The sequence below is a fragment of the Pseudoalteromonas sp. T1lg76 genome (assembly GCF_002964725.1).
GTDB lineage: Bacteria > Pseudomonadota > Gammaproteobacteria > Enterobacterales > Alteromonadaceae > Pseudoalteromonas.
On record NZ_PQCE01000005.1, the window covers coordinates 128,197 to 145,733 of the forward strand.

At 48.9% G+C, this 17,537-nt stretch carries 11 protein-coding genes and 1 pseudogene; 5 read left to right on the top strand and 7 right to left on the bottom strand.

Annotated features, from left to right (window positions below):
- Positions 1 to 301: 301 nt before the first annotated feature.
- Complete coding sequence (gene arcA / locus C2M35_RS01655) at positions 302 to 1,018, top strand: two-component system response regulator ArcA (RefSeq protein ID WP_105200771.1); 717 nt, start codon at positions 302 to 304, stop codon at positions 1,016 to 1,018.
- On the opposite strand, the pseudogene arcB reads toward arcA, so the two are convergent.
- A pseudogene (gene arcB / locus C2M35_RS01660) lies at positions 1,015 to 3,350 on the bottom strand (aerobic respiration two-component sensor histidine kinase ArcB). The gene arcA and the pseudogene arcB sit on opposite strands and share 4 nt — an antisense overlap.
- Before the next feature lie 42 nt (positions 3,351 to 3,392).
- Positions 3,393 to 5,156 (bottom strand): hypothetical protein, encoded by a 1,764-nt coding sequence (locus tag C2M35_RS01665; protein WP_105200773.1) that lies wholly within the window; start codon positions 5,154 to 5,156, stop codon positions 3,393 to 3,395.
- Positions 5,157 to 5,408: 252 nt separating this feature from the next.
- Between C2M35_RS01665 and folE2 the strand changes: the two genes are divergently transcribed.
- Positions 5,409 to 6,332 carry a GTP cyclohydrolase FolE2 gene (folE2, locus tag C2M35_RS01670; protein ID WP_105200774.1) on the top strand — a complete coding sequence of 308 codons (924 nt, stop codon included), beginning with the start codon at positions 5,409 to 5,411 and terminating at the stop codon, positions 6,330 to 6,332.
- Positions 6,333 to 6,676: 344 nt separating this feature from the next.
- Positions 6,677 to 7,384 carry a 5'-methylthioadenosine/S-adenosylhomocysteine nucleosidase gene (mtnN, locus tag C2M35_RS01675; protein WP_105200775.1) on the top strand — a complete coding sequence of 236 codons (708 nt, stop codon included), beginning with the start codon at positions 6,677 to 6,679 and terminating at the stop codon, positions 7,382 to 7,384.
- A 203-nt stretch (positions 7,385 to 7,587) separates the two neighbouring features.
- On the opposite strand, the gene tyrS is transcribed toward mtnN, so the two are convergent.
- Positions 7,588 to 8,790 (bottom strand): tyrosine--tRNA ligase, encoded by a 1,203-nt coding sequence (tyrS, locus tag C2M35_RS01680; protein ID WP_105200776.1) that lies wholly within the window; start codon positions 8,788 to 8,790, stop codon positions 7,588 to 7,590.
- Positions 8,791 to 8,940: 150 nt separating this feature from the next.
- Here tyrS and C2M35_RS01685 point away from each other — a divergent pair, with 150 nt between their 5' ends.
- Positions 8,941 to 10,260, top strand: a complete 1,320-nt coding sequence (locus tag C2M35_RS01685) for a peptidoglycan DD-metalloendopeptidase family protein (protein WP_105200777.1) — start codon at positions 8,941 to 8,943, stop codon at positions 10,258 to 10,260.
- Positions 10,261 to 10,319: 59 nt separating this feature from the next.
- Here C2M35_RS01685 and C2M35_RS01690 read toward each other — a convergent pair whose 3' ends face one another.
- From C2M35_RS01690 to C2M35_RS01705, 4 genes are all read right to left on the bottom strand, one after another.
- Positions 10,320 to 10,499 carry a hypothetical protein gene (locus C2M35_RS01690; protein WP_105258563.1) on the bottom strand — a complete coding sequence of 60 codons (180 nt, stop codon included), beginning with the start codon at positions 10,497 to 10,499 and terminating at the stop codon, positions 10,320 to 10,322.
- Positions 10,500 to 10,910: 411 nt separating this feature from the next.
- Complete coding sequence (locus tag C2M35_RS01695) at positions 10,911 to 12,041, bottom strand: sodium ion-translocating decarboxylase subunit beta (protein WP_105213725.1); 1,131 nt, start codon at positions 12,039 to 12,041, stop codon at positions 10,911 to 10,913.
- 8 nt (positions 12,042 to 12,049) lie between these two features.
- The gene (oadA, locus tag C2M35_RS01700; RefSeq protein ID WP_105213726.1) at positions 12,050 to 13,846 is read right to left on the bottom strand and encodes a sodium-extruding oxaloacetate decarboxylase subunit alpha; all 1,797 of its coding nucleotides are present in this window, start codon (positions 13,844 to 13,846) and stop codon (positions 12,050 to 12,052) included.
- A 15-nt stretch (positions 13,847 to 13,861) separates the two neighbouring features.
- Positions 13,862 to 14,098: an OadG family transporter subunit gene (locus tag C2M35_RS01705; protein ID WP_105200781.1), complete on the bottom strand. Its 237-nt coding sequence runs from the start codon at positions 14,096 to 14,098 to the stop codon at positions 13,862 to 13,864.
- A gap of 434 nt (positions 14,099 to 14,532) precedes the next feature.
- On the opposite strand from C2M35_RS01705, the gene C2M35_RS01710 reads away from it, so the two are divergent.
- Complete coding sequence (locus C2M35_RS01710) at positions 14,533 to 17,508, top strand: TonB-dependent receptor domain-containing protein (protein ID WP_105213727.1); 2,976 nt, start codon at positions 14,533 to 14,535, stop codon at positions 17,506 to 17,508.
- Positions 17,509 to 17,537 lie beyond the last annotated feature (29 nt).

A 17,537-nucleotide genomic window follows, 5' to 3' on the forward strand; every position in this document is an offset into this window, starting at 1 on the left:
TCCTTGGCTCAAAATTCACCCTTGAATTTATTATCTATTAAAGGTCGATTTTGAGTTTTTCACTCATACCAAAGCCTTAGCTTGGTGAATAATGAGTGAGCAAATTCGATTGTATGTCAACAACGAAGGTCGGCTGAAAAATTAGTGTAAATATTCAGCTAGAATCTTGAGTACGTCTAAATTTTATCCAAATTGTTTTTACTTGTTAACATTTAGATATACTCCTATAATCGCAAGTATTCGGAAAGTTCCTATTTTCCGTCTTTATGTAAATATTTTATTCCGAAAAGGTTAATAAACAATGCAAACGCCAGTCATTCTGATCGTTGAGGATGAAGATGTTACTCGTCTAAACCTCGTTAGCTTATTTGAAGCTGAAGGCTACAAAGTGATTGAAGCCATTGATGGTGATGATATGCATGACAAACTCACCACCAATGACGATATTAACCTGGTTGTTATGGATATCAACTTACCAGGTAAAAACGGCCTGATCCTCGCGCGCGAGTTACGCCAGAAGCGTAATGTTGGCCTTATTTTCTTGACCGGTCGTGACAACGATGTCGACCGTATTCTAGGCTTAGAAATTGGCGCTGATGACTATATTACCAAGCCATTCAATCCTCGCGAGTTAACCATTCGCGCCCGTAACCTTATTTCTCGCACCGCGGCGAGCAAGGACGATCCGGCGCTAGATTCAGATGGCGTTGTAAACTTTAACGGTTGGGAGCTAGACGAAAACAGTCGCTGCCTTACTTCACCTGCAGGCGAATCTAAGCGCCTACCTAAGGGTGAATACCGTGCCCTACGTCTGATGCTTGATTCACCGGGTCGTATTTTTAGCCGTGAACAGTTAATTAAGCATATGACTGGCCGTGAATTACGTGCCAATGACCGTACCGTGGATGTAACCATTCGCCGAATTCGTAAGCACTTCGAAAGCGACAGCGGCACACCTGAGCTTATCAGCACGATTCATGGTGAAGGCTACCGCTTCATCGGCAAGATTGATAACTAATCATCTGCCAAACTAGATAAGAATGACTGAAGGGCCTCGAGCCCTTCTTTTATTTGCCCGTCTAACTCATCCAGCCAGCTTTGGCGCAACTCCAGCTCAACCTCAAGACACTGGTTTTCCATCTTCTTGGCCTGCAACTGCACCGCTTTTAGACCCACAGAGCCAGCCGCCCCCTTAATCTTATGAGCCACGGATTTATACTCTTCAACGTCGTCAGCCACGCTAACAAGCAGTTCTTGCTGATAGCCGGGAGCAAGCTTGGCAAACAGGGCAACACTGCGTGAAAACGCCGTAACTCCCATGGAGTCAATAAACTCACTGATAATTTCCTGGTCGAGCAAGCGCTCATCAAGCTTAAGTGTTGGCGCTAGAGTTTGTTGATGCACCAAACGCTCCGCCGCTACCTGTTGCATGCATCCCTCGCCTATCCCAAACAGCTGTGAAAGCATATTGTCGAGCTTGGTGGTGTTGATGGGCTTGGCCAGTGCACCTTGTATATTAATGCCGCGCAGCTCTTCTTCGGCACTGCGCACATTGGCGGTGAGCACCACTATGGGAAGATGGTCGAACTCGCTTTGTTCGCGAATTTCCCTGGCCACCACATCGCCGTTGATATCAGGTAACTGCATATCCAGCAACACCAGGTCGAGATCATCCTCGGTTTCCACAAAGGCCAGCGCATCTTCACCGGTTTCCGCCCAGATCACCTCATGGCCGCGCTGCTCCAGCAGGTTAGTAGCGATTTCGGCGTTGAGCGGCACGTCTTCAACCAGCAGGATATTAAGGCTCTTACACTCATAGCTCTCGACTACCGGAGCAGAAGTCAATTGCAAAGGAATACTCACGGTAAAGCTGCTGCCCTCGCCTGGGCATGAGTTCACCTGAATATCACCACCCATGGCACTCACCAGAGCCTTGGTCACCGCCAGGCCAATCCCCGAACCTATGGCATTAGCGCCGCTGGCATCCGGAGCCTTGTAATACATATCAAAAATATGGCTAAGCTGGTCATCGGGAATGCCAATGCCTGAGTCGCGCACGGTCAAGATCAGGCTATGATTATCGCCCTGTTGCTGATGTTCACAGCTCAAGGCAACCCCGCCCTCGGTGGTAAACTTAACGGCGTTATTAATCAGGTTCCAAAGCACCTGGCGCAAACGCGTCGGGTCAATTTGCGCATATACATGGAGTTCACCCACGCGCTCTATATCGAATGACAGCTCTTTTTGCGCGGCAATTAAGGCACCAAAGTTAACCACATCATTGATAAAGTCGGCGACACTGACCGGCTCGGTCACTATATCCAGTTGCTCCCGGTCAATTTTATCCAGGTCAATAATATCGTTGAAAATATTGCCCAAAGTCTCGGCGCTGGAAAAGACCGTATTACACCAGCTGCGCTGTTGTTTACTAAGCTCGGTATCAAGCAGCATACGGGTTAAACCCACTATGCCATTGAGTGGAGTGCGTAGTTCATGGGACAAGGTAGCAATAAATTTACCCTTGTCCTTAAAGGCTGTTTCAAGGGCCTGCTCGGCTTCTTTACGACTGGTGATATCACGACCGAAAGCCAATAGGCCTATATATTCACCCTTATCATTGATAAACGGCAGCTTGCGCATCTCAAACCACCTTTGTTCGCCATCCACCGGATATTGCACATCCACGGTCACGGCCTCGTGCGAGGACTCGACCTGACGATCGGTTTTAAGCACCGCCGGTAATAATTGTGCCGGATAGATATCTTCGGCCTTCATGCCGATAAGCTGATCAGAACTACGGTCCATCACCTTTTCAAACATCTTGTTGCAGCCAGCAAACAACCTTGGCGATCACGGTAATAGAAAAGGTCGGGAGAGGAGTCGACGATGGAGCGCAGTAACATGCCCTGCTGCGCCAACTCGACCTGGGTTTTCTTGCGCTCGGCAATTTCCCGACGCAGTTCATCAATTGCACGATATTTGGCATTAAGGGCCATTTTCCGCTCATCGATCTCTGTGTTCAGGAGGCGAATATTGTCTTTTAATGATTGGTTGAGCAGCTTTTCTTGCTTGGTCGCCGTCTCTAAGTATTTTTGCGAGTCTTGTAATTGCGTGATGGATTGCAGCACCACCATGATCACTAAGGGTGCTGCCACGGCGGTAAAAAATACCACGGCCAAAACATCCAGCAACATGATTTCGCCGGTAGCGACATAATAATACATGGCGCTGAAGATCAGTGCGGCAACAATGAACACGCCATAGACTATGGCGCCGGCATACCAAGTCCCGAAGCGTATAAGGAGATTTGTTAAAACACGAACCCAGGGGCTCAGGGAAGAGTCAATCATAAAAAAAGGGGTTTTGCTACAAACCCCTCTATTGTAATCAACTTAGAGTGCCTTTGGCAGTATCTGCGTTGAGATTCTTGCGAATGAGCACACGCCCATGCGTTTTCCGCCTTTAACCAACACCCCTTTACGCATATTGCTGGCGCCGCTGGCGTTTAAGATCAGCTCATAACTTTGGCTGTCTATATCACTGCTACCGCCGGCGGTGGCCGCCCCGGTATTACACTGCATTTGCCCCAGTTTATGATAGTTGGCACGGCTAAAGGGTGTCGATGTATTCACCAGCGGACCGGCACTGGTGGTGTTCACCGCTTGTTTCCAAGAGGCCAGTTCAACATTAACCACGCCACCACGCATGCTGATCTTGTCCTCATGGGTTAGGAAATAACTGTCAAAAGGACCATATTGCATAGCCCCGGACATTGAGTCCTGACTTTGACGCAAGTCGCCTAACCAAAGGCCACCTTCACCAAATACCTGCACCTCAATATCGTCCGTATCGCCGTCGACAACACGCTCAACAGTGGCGTAACTATTACTATCAAGACCAAAGATCATTGAGCTTGAGTTTTGCACGCCAGCCTTAATTAAACGTGGCTGTTTACCGTGACGCGCCACTTGCGTATCCAGGGTGCCCCATGGGAAAAGATCTAACACCCCAGACTGAAGATAGCTAAGCTCACGGTTATTGGTTACGGAAATACAGTCAACGCCTAAGCGACAGGCTTCAAAACCATTGCCATAAATAATTGGCTGTTCCGTTAAGACCTGTACGCCTTCACCAGAAAGAATAGTGGCATTATTGCTACCACCCACCATGGCGTTAACCGACTCGCCTTGCGCAGCTACCAGCAACTGGCCTTTCGCCGTCATTTCTTGGATCTTCTTCAGCAGCTCGCTGGGCTGGTTGGCATTTTTATAAAACGCGTGGTACAGCAGCAAGGGACTGGAGTCGGCGATAAATAGCGCATCGGAACGACGCAGCAGATCATAAAGTTGCTCTGGGTCGCGACATAGCTTTTGCTGCTTTTGATATAGCTGCGGGTACAAAACATCACGACGGAAACTTGCCAATCGCGACACCTGATACTCGGCCAGGTTAGCGCATTGCGCCGAATCATTAGTGTTATTCAGGGCTTGCATTGCGCCGTCTATGGCCAGCCAGTGCGCTTCAAAACCCAGTTGTTCAAACAGGGTCTGATAATACTCAACATCGCGATACGGGTCGCGGCTACCGCCTGTTACAAAGGCGATACGCGGCTTACGTTTGGCTTCGGCAATACTTTGTGCCGCACTAAAGAGTGTCGCAAAAGCGTCCTTGGTGACCCAATCGCGAGTACCGTTAATATCAACCTGAGGCTTTAAGCGGCGCTTACTATTCCCCTGTTTTTGCTCTAGCAGGTCAAAAAAGTTTTGCTGCTCAAAACCAAACAAGTTAAACCAAAACTCTCGTGCCGTTGTCTCGCTGTTGCTCAACTTAAAGTCGCTGCGACGCAGGTAACGTTCGAATTCTTGTTGGCTAAAGACGTCATCGGCAAAATGTTGTCGTGCCTTGGTTAAGATTTCCACAGCCTGATTACGAATATTCGACTGTTCGGTCCAGGCCATATTAACAATACGCTCCAGGCCTTCATCGGTGATCTTGAAAACCGGCTGTTGTTTATAGCTGTTCTTATTCAGGCGCTCGCGAGATTCGCTATTACAATATTGCAATCGCTCACTGGAGCACACTTGTAGATCATCGGCCATTAGCAATAACTGGGGTGCCGCTTGAGCGCTAACGCTAGAGCTACCTAGTATTGCCATTGAGGCAACTCTTAATAGAAATGATTTCATGGGACTGGTCATTATTATTATTTTGCAAGTTACGGGTTAAAAGCAGGTGTACAGCAATACAGAATATTAACAATGTTTGCAGTGTATGGGAATAGTTACACCTTTAATATTAACAAGAGATACGCTTTTGCATCTGCTGCTAGTTATGGCGCCTGTAAACTCCACATTTGCTAATTTTCAGGTAGAATATCGGGCTTTTCAGTATTACCTATGAGGAAGGCCATGCACAACGCCATGCCAGATATTGCTAACACGAGTTCAGCTCCCGTTCAAGAAACACTAGAGTGGGTGGGGATGAGTGATATTGAGCTGCCGCTGCTGGTCGAATCCGACGGCCTTGCGCCCGTGGTCGTAAACGCCAAAGCCCAGGCTTTTGTTAACCTGATCGACAAAAATGCCAAAGGCATTCATATGTCGCGATTGTTTTTAGCACTTGATGAACTCTCCAGCGCCCCAGCGGTAACGCCGCTAAATATTAAGGCTACACTGGATAAGTTTATCAGCTCGCACTGTGATATCAGTTCACAGGCGCGTATCAGCCTAGCCTTTGACTTACCACTTCGTCGCCCGGCCCTGTTAAGCGATAACAGCGGCTGGAAGTTTTACCCTATCGCCATTGATGCACGCATCAATGAAGGCAAACTGGAGTTTGAAGTCGGCATTAAGGTGACCTATTCGTCAACCTGCCCCTGCTCAGCAGCCCTGGCGCGACAGCTGATTCAGGCCAACTTTGTGCGCGATTTCGATGCCAAAGAACTAAGCTTCGCCGATGTGCATGCCTGGCTTGGCAGCAGTGAAGGGATCAGTGCTACTCCGCATTCTCAGCGCTCGGTCGCCGAGGTGAAGGTGCGCTTGGCTAGCCAGGTTTCAGCATTCAACTTCCTGGCCCTGATCGACGCCATAGAAAACACCCTGAAAACTCCAGTGCAAACCGCGGTAAAACGTGAAGACGAGCAGGAATTTGCTCGCCTTAACGGTGAAAACCTGATGTTCTGTGAGGATGCGGCGCGCAAGATCAAATCGACCCTGAATCAAGACGCCGATGTACAAGACTTCTGGTTGCGTATTAACCACTATGAGTCGCTGCACGCCCATGATGCCGTAGCCATTGCTACTAAAGGCATTGCCGGTGGTTATCAGCCTTAGAGGCTGGATAACAAATCACTCAGCAAGGCTCAAGCTCCTAGCAGTTCGAGCAGGCTTATTGCTCCCAGAGCGTATATGTCAATATTCGCTCTGGAGTAACTCATGAAATTCACTCCCTTCTCAATTCTCGACTTAAGTCCCTGTGCAGCGCTATTTTACTTAAGCTCAGCATAAGCTGAACCAGCCATAAATCGGCCTCCTGCTGTGCTGTCATCGCCACAAGCCAAGGCAAAAATGCAAGGCCCTGTCATTATCACCTCGACCCAGGTGGCGGAGATTTAATGCCATATCGATACAGCCTTTGATATACTAAGGGCTGTTTTTGCCAATAAATTAGAGATGCTATGAAAGTAGGTATTATCGGCGCTATGGAGCCGGAAATTGCAATTTTACGTGAGCAAATGAGTAACGTTGAGGTTCTCGAGCAAGGTGGCTTCACCTTCTATCACGGGCAATTAAACGACCAGGAAGTGACCTTGGTGCAATCGGGTATCGGTAAGGTTGCCTCGGCCGTTGCTACCACTATTTTAGTTGAACAATTCCACCCGGATTGTGTAATCAACACGGGCTCTGCCGGTGGCTTTGATCAACGTCTGGCGGTAGGCGATGTCGCCATTGCCAATGAGTTGCGCCACCATGACGTGGATGTAACCGCTTTTGGTTATGAATTCGGCCAAGTGCCACAAATGCCAGCCGCTTATACTTCTCATCCTGAGCTGGTAAAGGTAGCGGAGCAATCTATTGCCGAGCTGGCGCAGTGTCAGTCTTTGGTTGGTCTGGTTTGTACCGGTGATTCTTTTATGTGTGATCCGGCCCGTATCGAGCAAACCCGAGCGCAATTCCCCACCATGTTGGCGGTAGAAATGGAAGGTGCGGCCATTGCTCAGGCCTGTCACCTACTTAACACTCCTTTTGTGGTGATCCGCTCGCTGTCAGATATTGCCGGTAAAGAATCTCCAGACTCATTTGAGGCCTACCTTGAGGTAGCATCAAAGAACTCATCGGCCATGGTGATGGCCATGCTAACCAAGCTTTCCAACGTTAGCCTATAAATGCCGTTGGCGGCGTTTAGCAATCACCTGAGTAATTGCAGTTATTGGCAGCTGTCGCCTTAGCGCGATGGCCGCCACTGCCCCCGCACCACACATTTTCCCTGCAGCGGCTCGCTTTTAGTCAATTAATTGCTCGCCTAAAACATGGCATAAAAAAAGCCACCCTGAAGGTGGCTTAGTTATTTTTAGCACTACGGCTTTTTTTAGGCCAGAGTAACCTTAGCAAAGCGACGTTTACCAACCTGGTATACCGCGGTTGTACCTTTGGCTATCATCAGCTTGCTGTCATCAACCTTGGTTTCACCGTCGATTTTTACCGCACCTTGTTTGATCATGCGGATGGCTTCAGATGTACTGGCAACCAAATTCGCATCTTTAAGCAAGGCCGTGATCATCATTTCGGCATCAGCACAGTCCAACGTCTGCTCTTCGATATCATCAGGCAAAGCATTTTTAGAAAAACGCTGGGTGAAATCATCATGAGCCTGCTGCGCCGCCTGCTCATCGTGGAAACGGGTGATAATTTCCTTGGCCAGGGCAATCTTGATATCACGAGGGTTGGTGCCATTGGCAACATCCACCTTTAATGCCTCGACTTGCTCCAGGCTCAAAGCACTTAATAACTCGTAATAACGCCACATTAGATCATCGGAGATAGACATTATTTTGCCGAACATGTCCTCAGGCGAGTCTGTGATACCTATATAGTTACCCAAAGATTTCGACATTTTTTGGACGCCATCTGTACCTTCCAGCAATGGCATCATTAGCACGGTTTGCGGCTTTTGACCTTCGTCTTTTTGTAGCTCGCGGCCCATCAGCAGGTTAAAGCGCTGATCGGTACCACCTAGCTCAACATCGGCTTCAAGTGCTACCGAATCCCATCCTTGCACCAAAGGATATAAAAACTCATGAATAGCAATCGCCTGACCATTAGCATAGCGTTTTTTAAAGTCATCACGCTCAAGCATACGTGCTACGGTCTGTTTGGCCGCGAGTTTGATCATTCCCGCTGTACCTAAGTTTTCCATCCACTGTGAGTTAAAGGCAATGGTGGTTTTCTCAGGGTCTAGGATTTTAAAGACTTGCTCTTTATAGGTTTCGGCGTTAGCTAACACATCTTCACGGGTTAAAGGTTTACGGGTTACATTTTTACCCGTTGGATCACCTATCATGCCGGTAAAATCACCGATCAAAAAGATTACTTCATGGCCTAAGTCCTGGAAGGTTTTCATCTTGTTGATAAGCACCGTATGGCCTAGATGAAGATCCGGCGCCGTAGGATCAAAACCAGCCTTAATTCTTAGTTTTTTCCCTGACTTAAGTCGTTCTGCCAACTCGTCTTCGAGTAAAATTTCCTCAGCACCGCGTTTAATTTCTGCCAGTGCCGTCTGCAAGTCTGTCATTTATTTCTCCGATAAAATATGTGCTAACCGCGCGATTCTAGCGCACTTTGGCGCCGGTTTAAATGCACAAAACCCTGGTATTTTGCCAATATTAGATATATGCTCAGCCATTGGTTAGTTTTATTTCCTTTATGACAAAAAAGGTAGGTTATGGTAAGCGTGGTACACAAGCTCCCCAATAAACACAAAATGCTCATTGTGGGCTTCTTGGTGACTATTGTTACCTTGATGCTTATACCTACGGAACGAGCTACGGCTTCAAAGGATAACGATGCTAAACCACTAGAGGTAGGCAAACGCTACGAGCTACAAGTTAAGCTGGAAGATGAAGAAAAAATTGCCGAGCTTAATTCCGCCGAAGAAGCCCTTACCCTGCCTAGCTACGAACACCAAGACTTTGAAGTAAAAAATGGTGACAGCCTGGCTGTTATCTTTAAGCGCGCCGGCTTTTCCGCACAAACTCTGCACAAACTCGTTAATACCAACGAAGAAACCAAAAAACTAACCAAGATTCATCCCGGTGAAGTGCTTAGCTTTGCAAAAAATGAGCAAGGCGAATTGCAGCAGTTAAAATATGTGCTTAGCAAAACAGATACCCTGTTCGTAACATTAAACAACGAAGGCAGTTACGATACCGCCATCGACTCCAAAGAAATTGAGACTCTGACCAAATCGGCCTCGGGCTCGATTAACGGTAGCTTTTGGACCGCAGGGATCAGCGCCGGTCTGAGCGAAAAACAAATTATGAATTTTGCTACCATTTTTGGTTGGGATGTGGACTTTGCCAACGACCTGCGCAAAGACGATCAATTCAGTTTGATTTATGAAACTCACCATGTGGATGGTGAATATATTGGCACAGGCAAGATCCTTGCTGCCGAATTTATTAACCAAGGCGAGCGTTATGCCGCCGTGCTGCACAGCGATGGTAACTTCTATACACCGCAAGGCCGCAGCATGAAAAAGGCCTTCTTACGTGCCCCGGTTAACTTTAAATATATCAGCTCAAGCTTTAACCCTCGTCGCCTTCACCCGGTAACGAAAACGGTTAAACCGCACCGCGGCATAGATTACGCAGCTAAGACCGGCACTCCTGTGGTTGCCGCGGGTAATGGTCGCGTACTCAAGGCTGGCTATAACCGCTTTAACGGTAACTATGTCTTTATCCAGCACGGTAATACCTATGTTACTAAGTACCTGCACCTGCATAAGCGTAAGGTTAAGCAAGGTGAGAAGGTTAAACAGGGTCAATTAATTGGTACGGTTGGGGCTACAGGTCGCGTTACCGGCGCTCACCTGCACTATGAGTTCCTGGTTAACGGTGTTCACCGTAATCCGAAAACCGTTAAGCTGCCTAAGTCAGAGCCGCTACCGGCTAGTGAGCTAGCCAAGTTCAAACCAATTGCCGATACCTTGTTGGCGCAATTGGAGCGTGAGCGCGAAATTCAGCTGGCCATGAACAGCAAATAAGAATTGTGATACGAATAAAAAAAGCACCTCAGGGTGCTTTTTTTATGCCTGCGAACTAGCTAGCGATTAAACGCCAAGTACAACAGCTGCAGGATCAGGCTAATTGCTACCAAGGGGATGATGTATTTACGAAACCGCACCATTTTATTGAGCCCCATTTGCTGCTGATAGCGCTCCAATAAAGGCACGGCGATGGCCAAGGCTACAAACAAAGCGAGGATAATCAAAATCGCATTCATGCTTATCTACTCCTTAATTCAATACTCCCCTTATAACATACCAAGCATATTAGCGTCTTGATTGTCTGAGGTTAGTGTTGTGGGTGAGGCTTTACCTGTAGGTCGATGCTTTGCGTCGACAATGAGGCTCTTTTGTCGGGCTGCTAGGTAACTGCTCCTGCGTTACTCTAGTACCGCCATCCATGGCGGCAAAGCCCGACCTACAAGATGGCAAAGGCCGCTCCAGGGTTAATGCTTTACCTGTAGGTCGATGCTTTGCGTCGACAATGAGGCTGGGGGTTATCTTTTGTCGGGCTGAAAGCCCGACCTACAACCATGGCTGAAAGCCCGACCTACAAGGCATAAAAAAGCGCACCTTAGTGAGTTCACAACCAAGGTGCGCAATGGCTAGGAAGAGCCAATTAACCGATTTTAGCCTACCAGGGCAAGCAAGATACCCGCGGCCACAGCACTACCAAGCACACCGGCGACATTGGGACCCATGGCGTGCATCAATAAGAAGTTATGTGGGTTATTTTCAAGCCCCACCTTGTTAACCACCCGCGCCGCCATGGGCACAGCAGACACTCCCGCAGCACCAACCAAGGGGTTAATGGGCGTTTTCGAAAAGCGATTTAACGCCTTGGCCATATACACCCCAGAGGCGGTGCCGATAGAAAATGCCAAGGCTCCGAGCGCCAATATGCCCAGGGTTTCCACGGTTAAAAACTTATCCGCCGCCAGTTTAGAGCCCACGCCCAGACCCAAAAAGATGGTAGTGATATTGATCAGCTCGTTTTGCGCCGTGCCGCTGAGACGGTCCACCACCCCACTTTCACGCATCAGGTTGCCCAAACAAAACATCCCCACCAATGGCGCCGCTGCCGGCAGGAACATGGCGGTAAGCGCCAGCACCATAAGCGGGAAGATAATTTTTTCCTTCTTCGACACAGTCCGCAGTTGCGGCATTTCAATTTTTCGCTCCTGCTCCGATGTTAGCGCCCGCATAATAGGCGGCTGAATAATGGGCACAAGGGCCATATAGGAATAGGCAGCAACGGCAATGGCACCGAGTAAATCCGGGGCCAATTTTGAAGCCAGGAATATCGCCGTAGGGCCATCGGCACCACCTATAATGGCGATAGCCGAGGCATCTTTAAGGGTAAATTCAAAGCCGGGCACATAGTTCAGGGCTATGGCGCCAAACAAGGTGGCGAAGATACCAAATTGTGCCGCCGCGCCAAGCAACAACATGCGCGGGTTGGCTATCAGGGCACTAAAATCGGTCAGTGCCCCCACACCCATAAAGATCAACAAGGGAAATATCCCGGTATCTATACCTACATGGTAAACGTAATAGAGAATACCGTTGGGGTCGGCCATACCGGCCACAGGGATGTTGGTCAGTAACGCACCAAAGCCTATGGGCACCAAAAGCAAGGGCTCAAAGTTGCGGGCTATCGCCAAATACAAGAGTAGACAGCCCACAGCTATCATGATCAACTGGCCGGCGGAAAAGTTGGCTATGCCCGTGGCCTGCCAAAGATTAACGACTGCTTCCATAGCTCCTCCTAGGCCAGCGCGATAAGCGCATCGCCTGTGCTTACCGAGTCGCCTTCGCGCACCAGTACTTCGGCCACTTTACCACCATGTAAAGCGCGCACTTCGGTTTCCATCTTCATCGCTTCCATGATGATAACCACATCACCTTCATTAACCTGCTGACCCGGCTTAACCAGCACCTTGAAGATATTGCCTGTCAGTGGTGCATTCAGGGTTTCGCCACTGCTTATTACCGCACTTTGTGGCGGATTTTCACCCTCACCTGCGATGGCGCGAACACTTTCCAGCTCACCGCCCGGGGCAACAACTACATCATAAGCCTTGCCATCAACACTAATGCTGTAGCGCTCAGGTCCGCCTTGTGCAGGCGCTTTAGCATGGGGAGAAACCGCAGGCGCGACCGCGTCTTGGTTTATCTCACCGGTAGGTACTGGCTCAAAGGCATCTGGATTATTACGGTTCGCCAAGAACTTCAGACCAATTTGCGGGAATAAGGCGTAGGTCAGCACATCGTCTATAACTTCATCGGCAAGCTGCAACTGCTGCGTTTTCGCATGTTCGTCCAACTCAGCGGTCAGTTTATCCAGCTCCGCATCGATTAAATCGGCGGGGCGACAGCTAATAGCCTCAGCACCGTTAAGTACCTGCTGTTGCAGCAGGCTATCCACCGGTGCTGGCGTAGCGCCGTATTCACCTTTCAATACCCCGGCGGTTTCCTTGGTGATGGACTTATAACGCTCACCTGTGAGTACATTTAACACCGCCTGCGTACCGACAATTTGCGAAGTTGGCGTAACAAGCGGTAAGTAGCCAAGATCTTTACGTACCTGAGGGATCTCTTTGAGTACCTCATCGAGGCGATCCGCGGCGCCCTGCTCTTTAAGCTGGTTTTCCATATTGGTCAGCATGCCACCAGGTACCTGAGCCAAAAGAATGCGGCCATCCACGCCCTTTAGGCTGCCCTCAAACTGGGCGTATTTTTTTCGCACATCGCGAAAATAGGCAGCAATTTCTTCTAACAGCCCCAAGTCTAAGCCCGTATCTCTTGGCGTATCTTCAACTATCGCAACCATGGTTTCGGTGGCACTGTGACCATAGGTTTGGCTCATACTGGAAACTGCGGTATCGAGCATATCAATACCCGCATCTATGGCCTTTTGATAGGTGGCAGTGCTTAAGCCCGTAGTGGCATGACATTGCATGGCGATAGGCAAGGACACGGTTTGTTTTAATCCGGTGATCAACTCATGGGCATCATAGGGCTTTAATAATCCCGCCATATCCTTAATGCAGATGGAATGACAACCCATGTCTTCAAGTTGTTTGGCCTGGGTTAACCACATATCCAAGGTATGTACCGGCGATACCGTATAGGAAATCGTGCCCTGGGCATGAGCGCCCACATTAACCGCGGCCTTAATGGCCGTTTCCAGGTTGCGCACATCATTCATGGCATCAAAAATACGAAACACATCGACGCCATTGGCGTGCGCACGCTCTACAAACTTGGTCACTACATCATCGCCATAGTGGCGATAACCCAGCAAGTTTTGTCCGCGCAGCAGCATTTGCTGCTTAGTATTTGGCATCGCCTTTTTAAGCTCGCGAATGCGCAGCCAAGGATCTTCACCCAGATAACGAATACATGCATCAAAGGTGGCGCCGCCCCATGATTCAACGGACCAGTATCCTACCTGATCCAGCTTGGCGGCTATGGGCAACATATCGTCCAAGCGCATACGCGTTGCCAGTAAAGACTGGTGCGCATCTCGTAATACCAGCTCTGTTAAATGTAATTTTGACATTCTGTGCCCCTATTATTATTGCTTTCTATACTGGTGAACCGCTGCGGCAATGGCTGCGATATGGGCTTTAGGTATGCCCTCTGTGACTGGCCCTCTGCTTGTCGATAACTGCGCCCCAGTCGACTCATCTTCTTGCAGAAAGTGCGACATCAGCTTTAAGGCGCCAATCAGCAGCAGCAAAAACATAAAAACCACCAGCATCCCAGTGGCCATTAATCCCGCTGCTTCAAGCATCAGTGCTGCAATCTTCATCCTCACTCCAGTGCATTTCTGTTAATTTTGGTAAACGTACAATCAACACCATATCAAATAAAAGTAAATTGTCTACACAATGTAAATTGGTATTACCAATATTTAAGTTTACTCTAACGCTATTAATTAGCTTTAAAACTAGCCACTTAGAGAGATAACTCAGGTTAAATCCGAATATATGCGATTAAAATATTGGATATAACCATTATTAATAGTGGTTACTGGGAAGAGCTGATTTGGCAAGGCAAGATACCCTACCAGAAATAGAAATTGGTAAGACCAAAATAATTTGAAACAAGTATTTTGCACCAATATGGCTAAAGCCCTTGGCATTATTGACTTTCAGCGTCTAAGCTTTATTGCGCTAATAGGAACAACCGCAGTTTGATTGTCCCTGATGTATTAGAACTATCTAATAACTAGGGAGAAAGACAATGTTAAAATCCAGACTTGCGCTGGCGCTTCAACTCGCGCTCGGCGTTAGCATTTCCTCTATGGCCTTTATTGCCCCTCAGGCACAAGCCGCGGGCGAAGAAGAGGCCGACAAAGATATCGAAGTGATTGCCGTAACCGGTAGTCGTATCCGTCAACCTGGTGCCGTATCGGCCAGCCCCATTACCTCTATCGGCGAGCAAGAACTTGCTTTTCAACAAGAGCCTGAAGTTGAGCAGGTACTACGTACCTTGCCGTCCACCATTCCCGGTGACGGCAGTAACGTGAACAATGGTTCTGCTGGTGCCGCCACGGTTAACCTGCGTGGTCTTGGTTCAGAGCGCTCACTTATCCTGGTCAATGGCCGTCGGATGATCCCTTACAACTATAATGGTGAGGTGGATACATCGGTAATCCCTGCAGCGCTGGTAGAGCGTATCGACGTGGTAACTGGTGGTGCCTCGGCTGTATATGGTTCGGATGCTATCGCCGGTGCGGTTAACTTTATCCTTAAAGAGAATTTTGAAGGGATAGCCCTCAATACCTCGCACCAGGAGACCGGTGACAATGACGGCGATAAAGACAATATCTCACTAACCATAGGTTCTAACCTGGCAGATGATCGCGGTAACGTGGTGTTGTCATTAGATTGGACCAAACGTAAGGAAATCCGCCTGGGTGATCGCCCGCTCGGCCTCTTAGGTATAGAAACCAAAAGCGGTGCCAACTATGAGCAATTCTTAAATGGCGAGCCCCCAATCCCGGCTCCACCTGAGTGTGAGGCACCTAACTCGGTAGAAAGCGGCGGTTCAACAACGGCTATCCCGACACGCTTTGCCATTGTTGGTGGTGGCGCCAGTTCATCGGGACAATTTAGAAACGATGGCACGCTGGCAGCGGATAGCTGTAGTGTATTTAACTTCAACCCTTATAACTTCTATCAAACCCCTTCTGAGCGTTACTCGGGTACCGCGCTGGCGCGCTATAACCTGACCGAAGAACATGAAGTCTATTCATCACTAACCTACAGCTCTATCTCGGTTGATACCCAGGTAGCGCCATCGGGTACCTTTGGTTCGGCATTTCAACTCCCCCTGTTTAACCCTCTGATTGGCGACCAAGCCCGTCAATTTATGATAGATGCAGGGAATGGTGCCTTGGCCAACGGACTACTTGATGGCAGCAATTGGAATGACGTTAACGACAACGGTATGGTGGATGAAGAAGATTATCTTACCGTGCAGCTGCGCCGTCGTACCTTAGAGTTAGGCGCGCGTACCGAGCGTTACGATACATCCTTGTTCCAATTCGTTACCGGTGTGAATGGCTACGTCTTTGACGATTGGCAATATGATGTAAGCTTCCAATACGGCGAGTCAAACCGTACCACGGTGCGTGGCGGTTATACTAACCTGACTAACATCCAGAACGCCTTGGATACCGCCGACGGTGTAACCTGTTTGAATGGCGATGCCACCTGTGTGCCCATCAACCTCTTTGGTGGTTTCGGTACCATTACCGATGAAATGGCCGGCTATGCTACCGCTATTGCCCTACAACAACAGAAATACAGTCAACGTATTGCCACTGCCACCATCAATGGTCCGGTGGAGTTCATCGAAATCCCAGGTGCCGGTGCGCCTTTAGCCATGAGTTTCGGTTATGAGTACCGTAAGGAAAAAGGCCTGTTTGAGCCAGATGAGTGTTTGAAGCTCGCCCCAGCCAGCTGTCAAGGCGGTGCCGGTGGTAACCAACTCCCCATAGAAGGCGGCTTTAGCGTTGATGAGTTCTTCCTTGAGGGTTATCTACCCATACTCGACGGTATGGCCTTTGCTGAAACATTGGATGTTGAGTTTGGTTTCCGCTGGGCCGATTACGATACCGTGGGCTCAAACGAAACTTGGAAACTAGGTGTTAACTGGCGTCCGGTCAGCTCTGTACTGGTACGGGTAATGCAACAACAAGCAACGCGGGCACCAAACGTGGGTGAAATCGCCGCTCCCGTGGTGACAGGTCTGGACAACGCAGGTAGCGATCCATGTTCGGTAACCAATGCAGAAAGATTGGCAACGGATTCAACTTTGCGAGCGCTCTGTGAGTCTACTGGCATGACAGCTGCTCAAGTAGGTAACGTTCAAGATTTTATCTCAGGCCAGGTGCAGGTTATTTCCGGAAGCGATCCAGCTAACCCACCGGGTGCGGAAGATGCTAGCACCTTTACCGCGGGTATTGTCTGGACACCCGAGTTCGATACCTTGGAAAATTTCACCATCAGTCTGGACTACTACGATATAGATATCGACGACATCATAGGTGAGTTCACTGTTGATGAAATTCTTGCTGCCTGTTACACATTAGGCGATGCCGAACAATGTGCCAAGATTCAACGTGTTGGCGGTGGCCTAACCGTTGCCGGTGCAGGTATTGAACAATATACCACTAACCTTAAAAACCTTCGCGCCGAAGGCATAGAGCTTGGTTTTAACTTTGCCTGGCCTATGGATAACTGGGGTGAACTACAGTTCTCAGGTACGGTTAACAAGTACCTGACTCAGGAATCGCAAAGTGCGGAGACGGCCCGTGTTATCGACTGTAAGGGTTACTACAGCACCAACTGCGATCCTCTATCCGAACTGCGTGCGGTACAGCGTACCACCTGGGCCATGGATGACTTTACGGTATCACTACAATGGCGCTATATGGATGGTATAGATGTTGAGCCTTATCGTACCGTCGTACCAAACTATGATCCTAGGTTCAGAAGTATCGGTTCCTACAGCTACTTCGATCTCTATGCCAACTACCATATCACCGACAATATTACCGCCAGCCTAGGCGTGGATAACCTCTTTGAGAAAGAGCCACCGGTTGTAGGTGGTGAGGCAGGTGGCACCAGCTTTAACTCGGGTAACACCTTCCCAAGTAGCTATGACGTACTGGGTCGTAAGTTTAAATTGGGCGTTCGCTTCCAATTCTAAACTCCCGATTTTTACATCCCAAGGCCGCG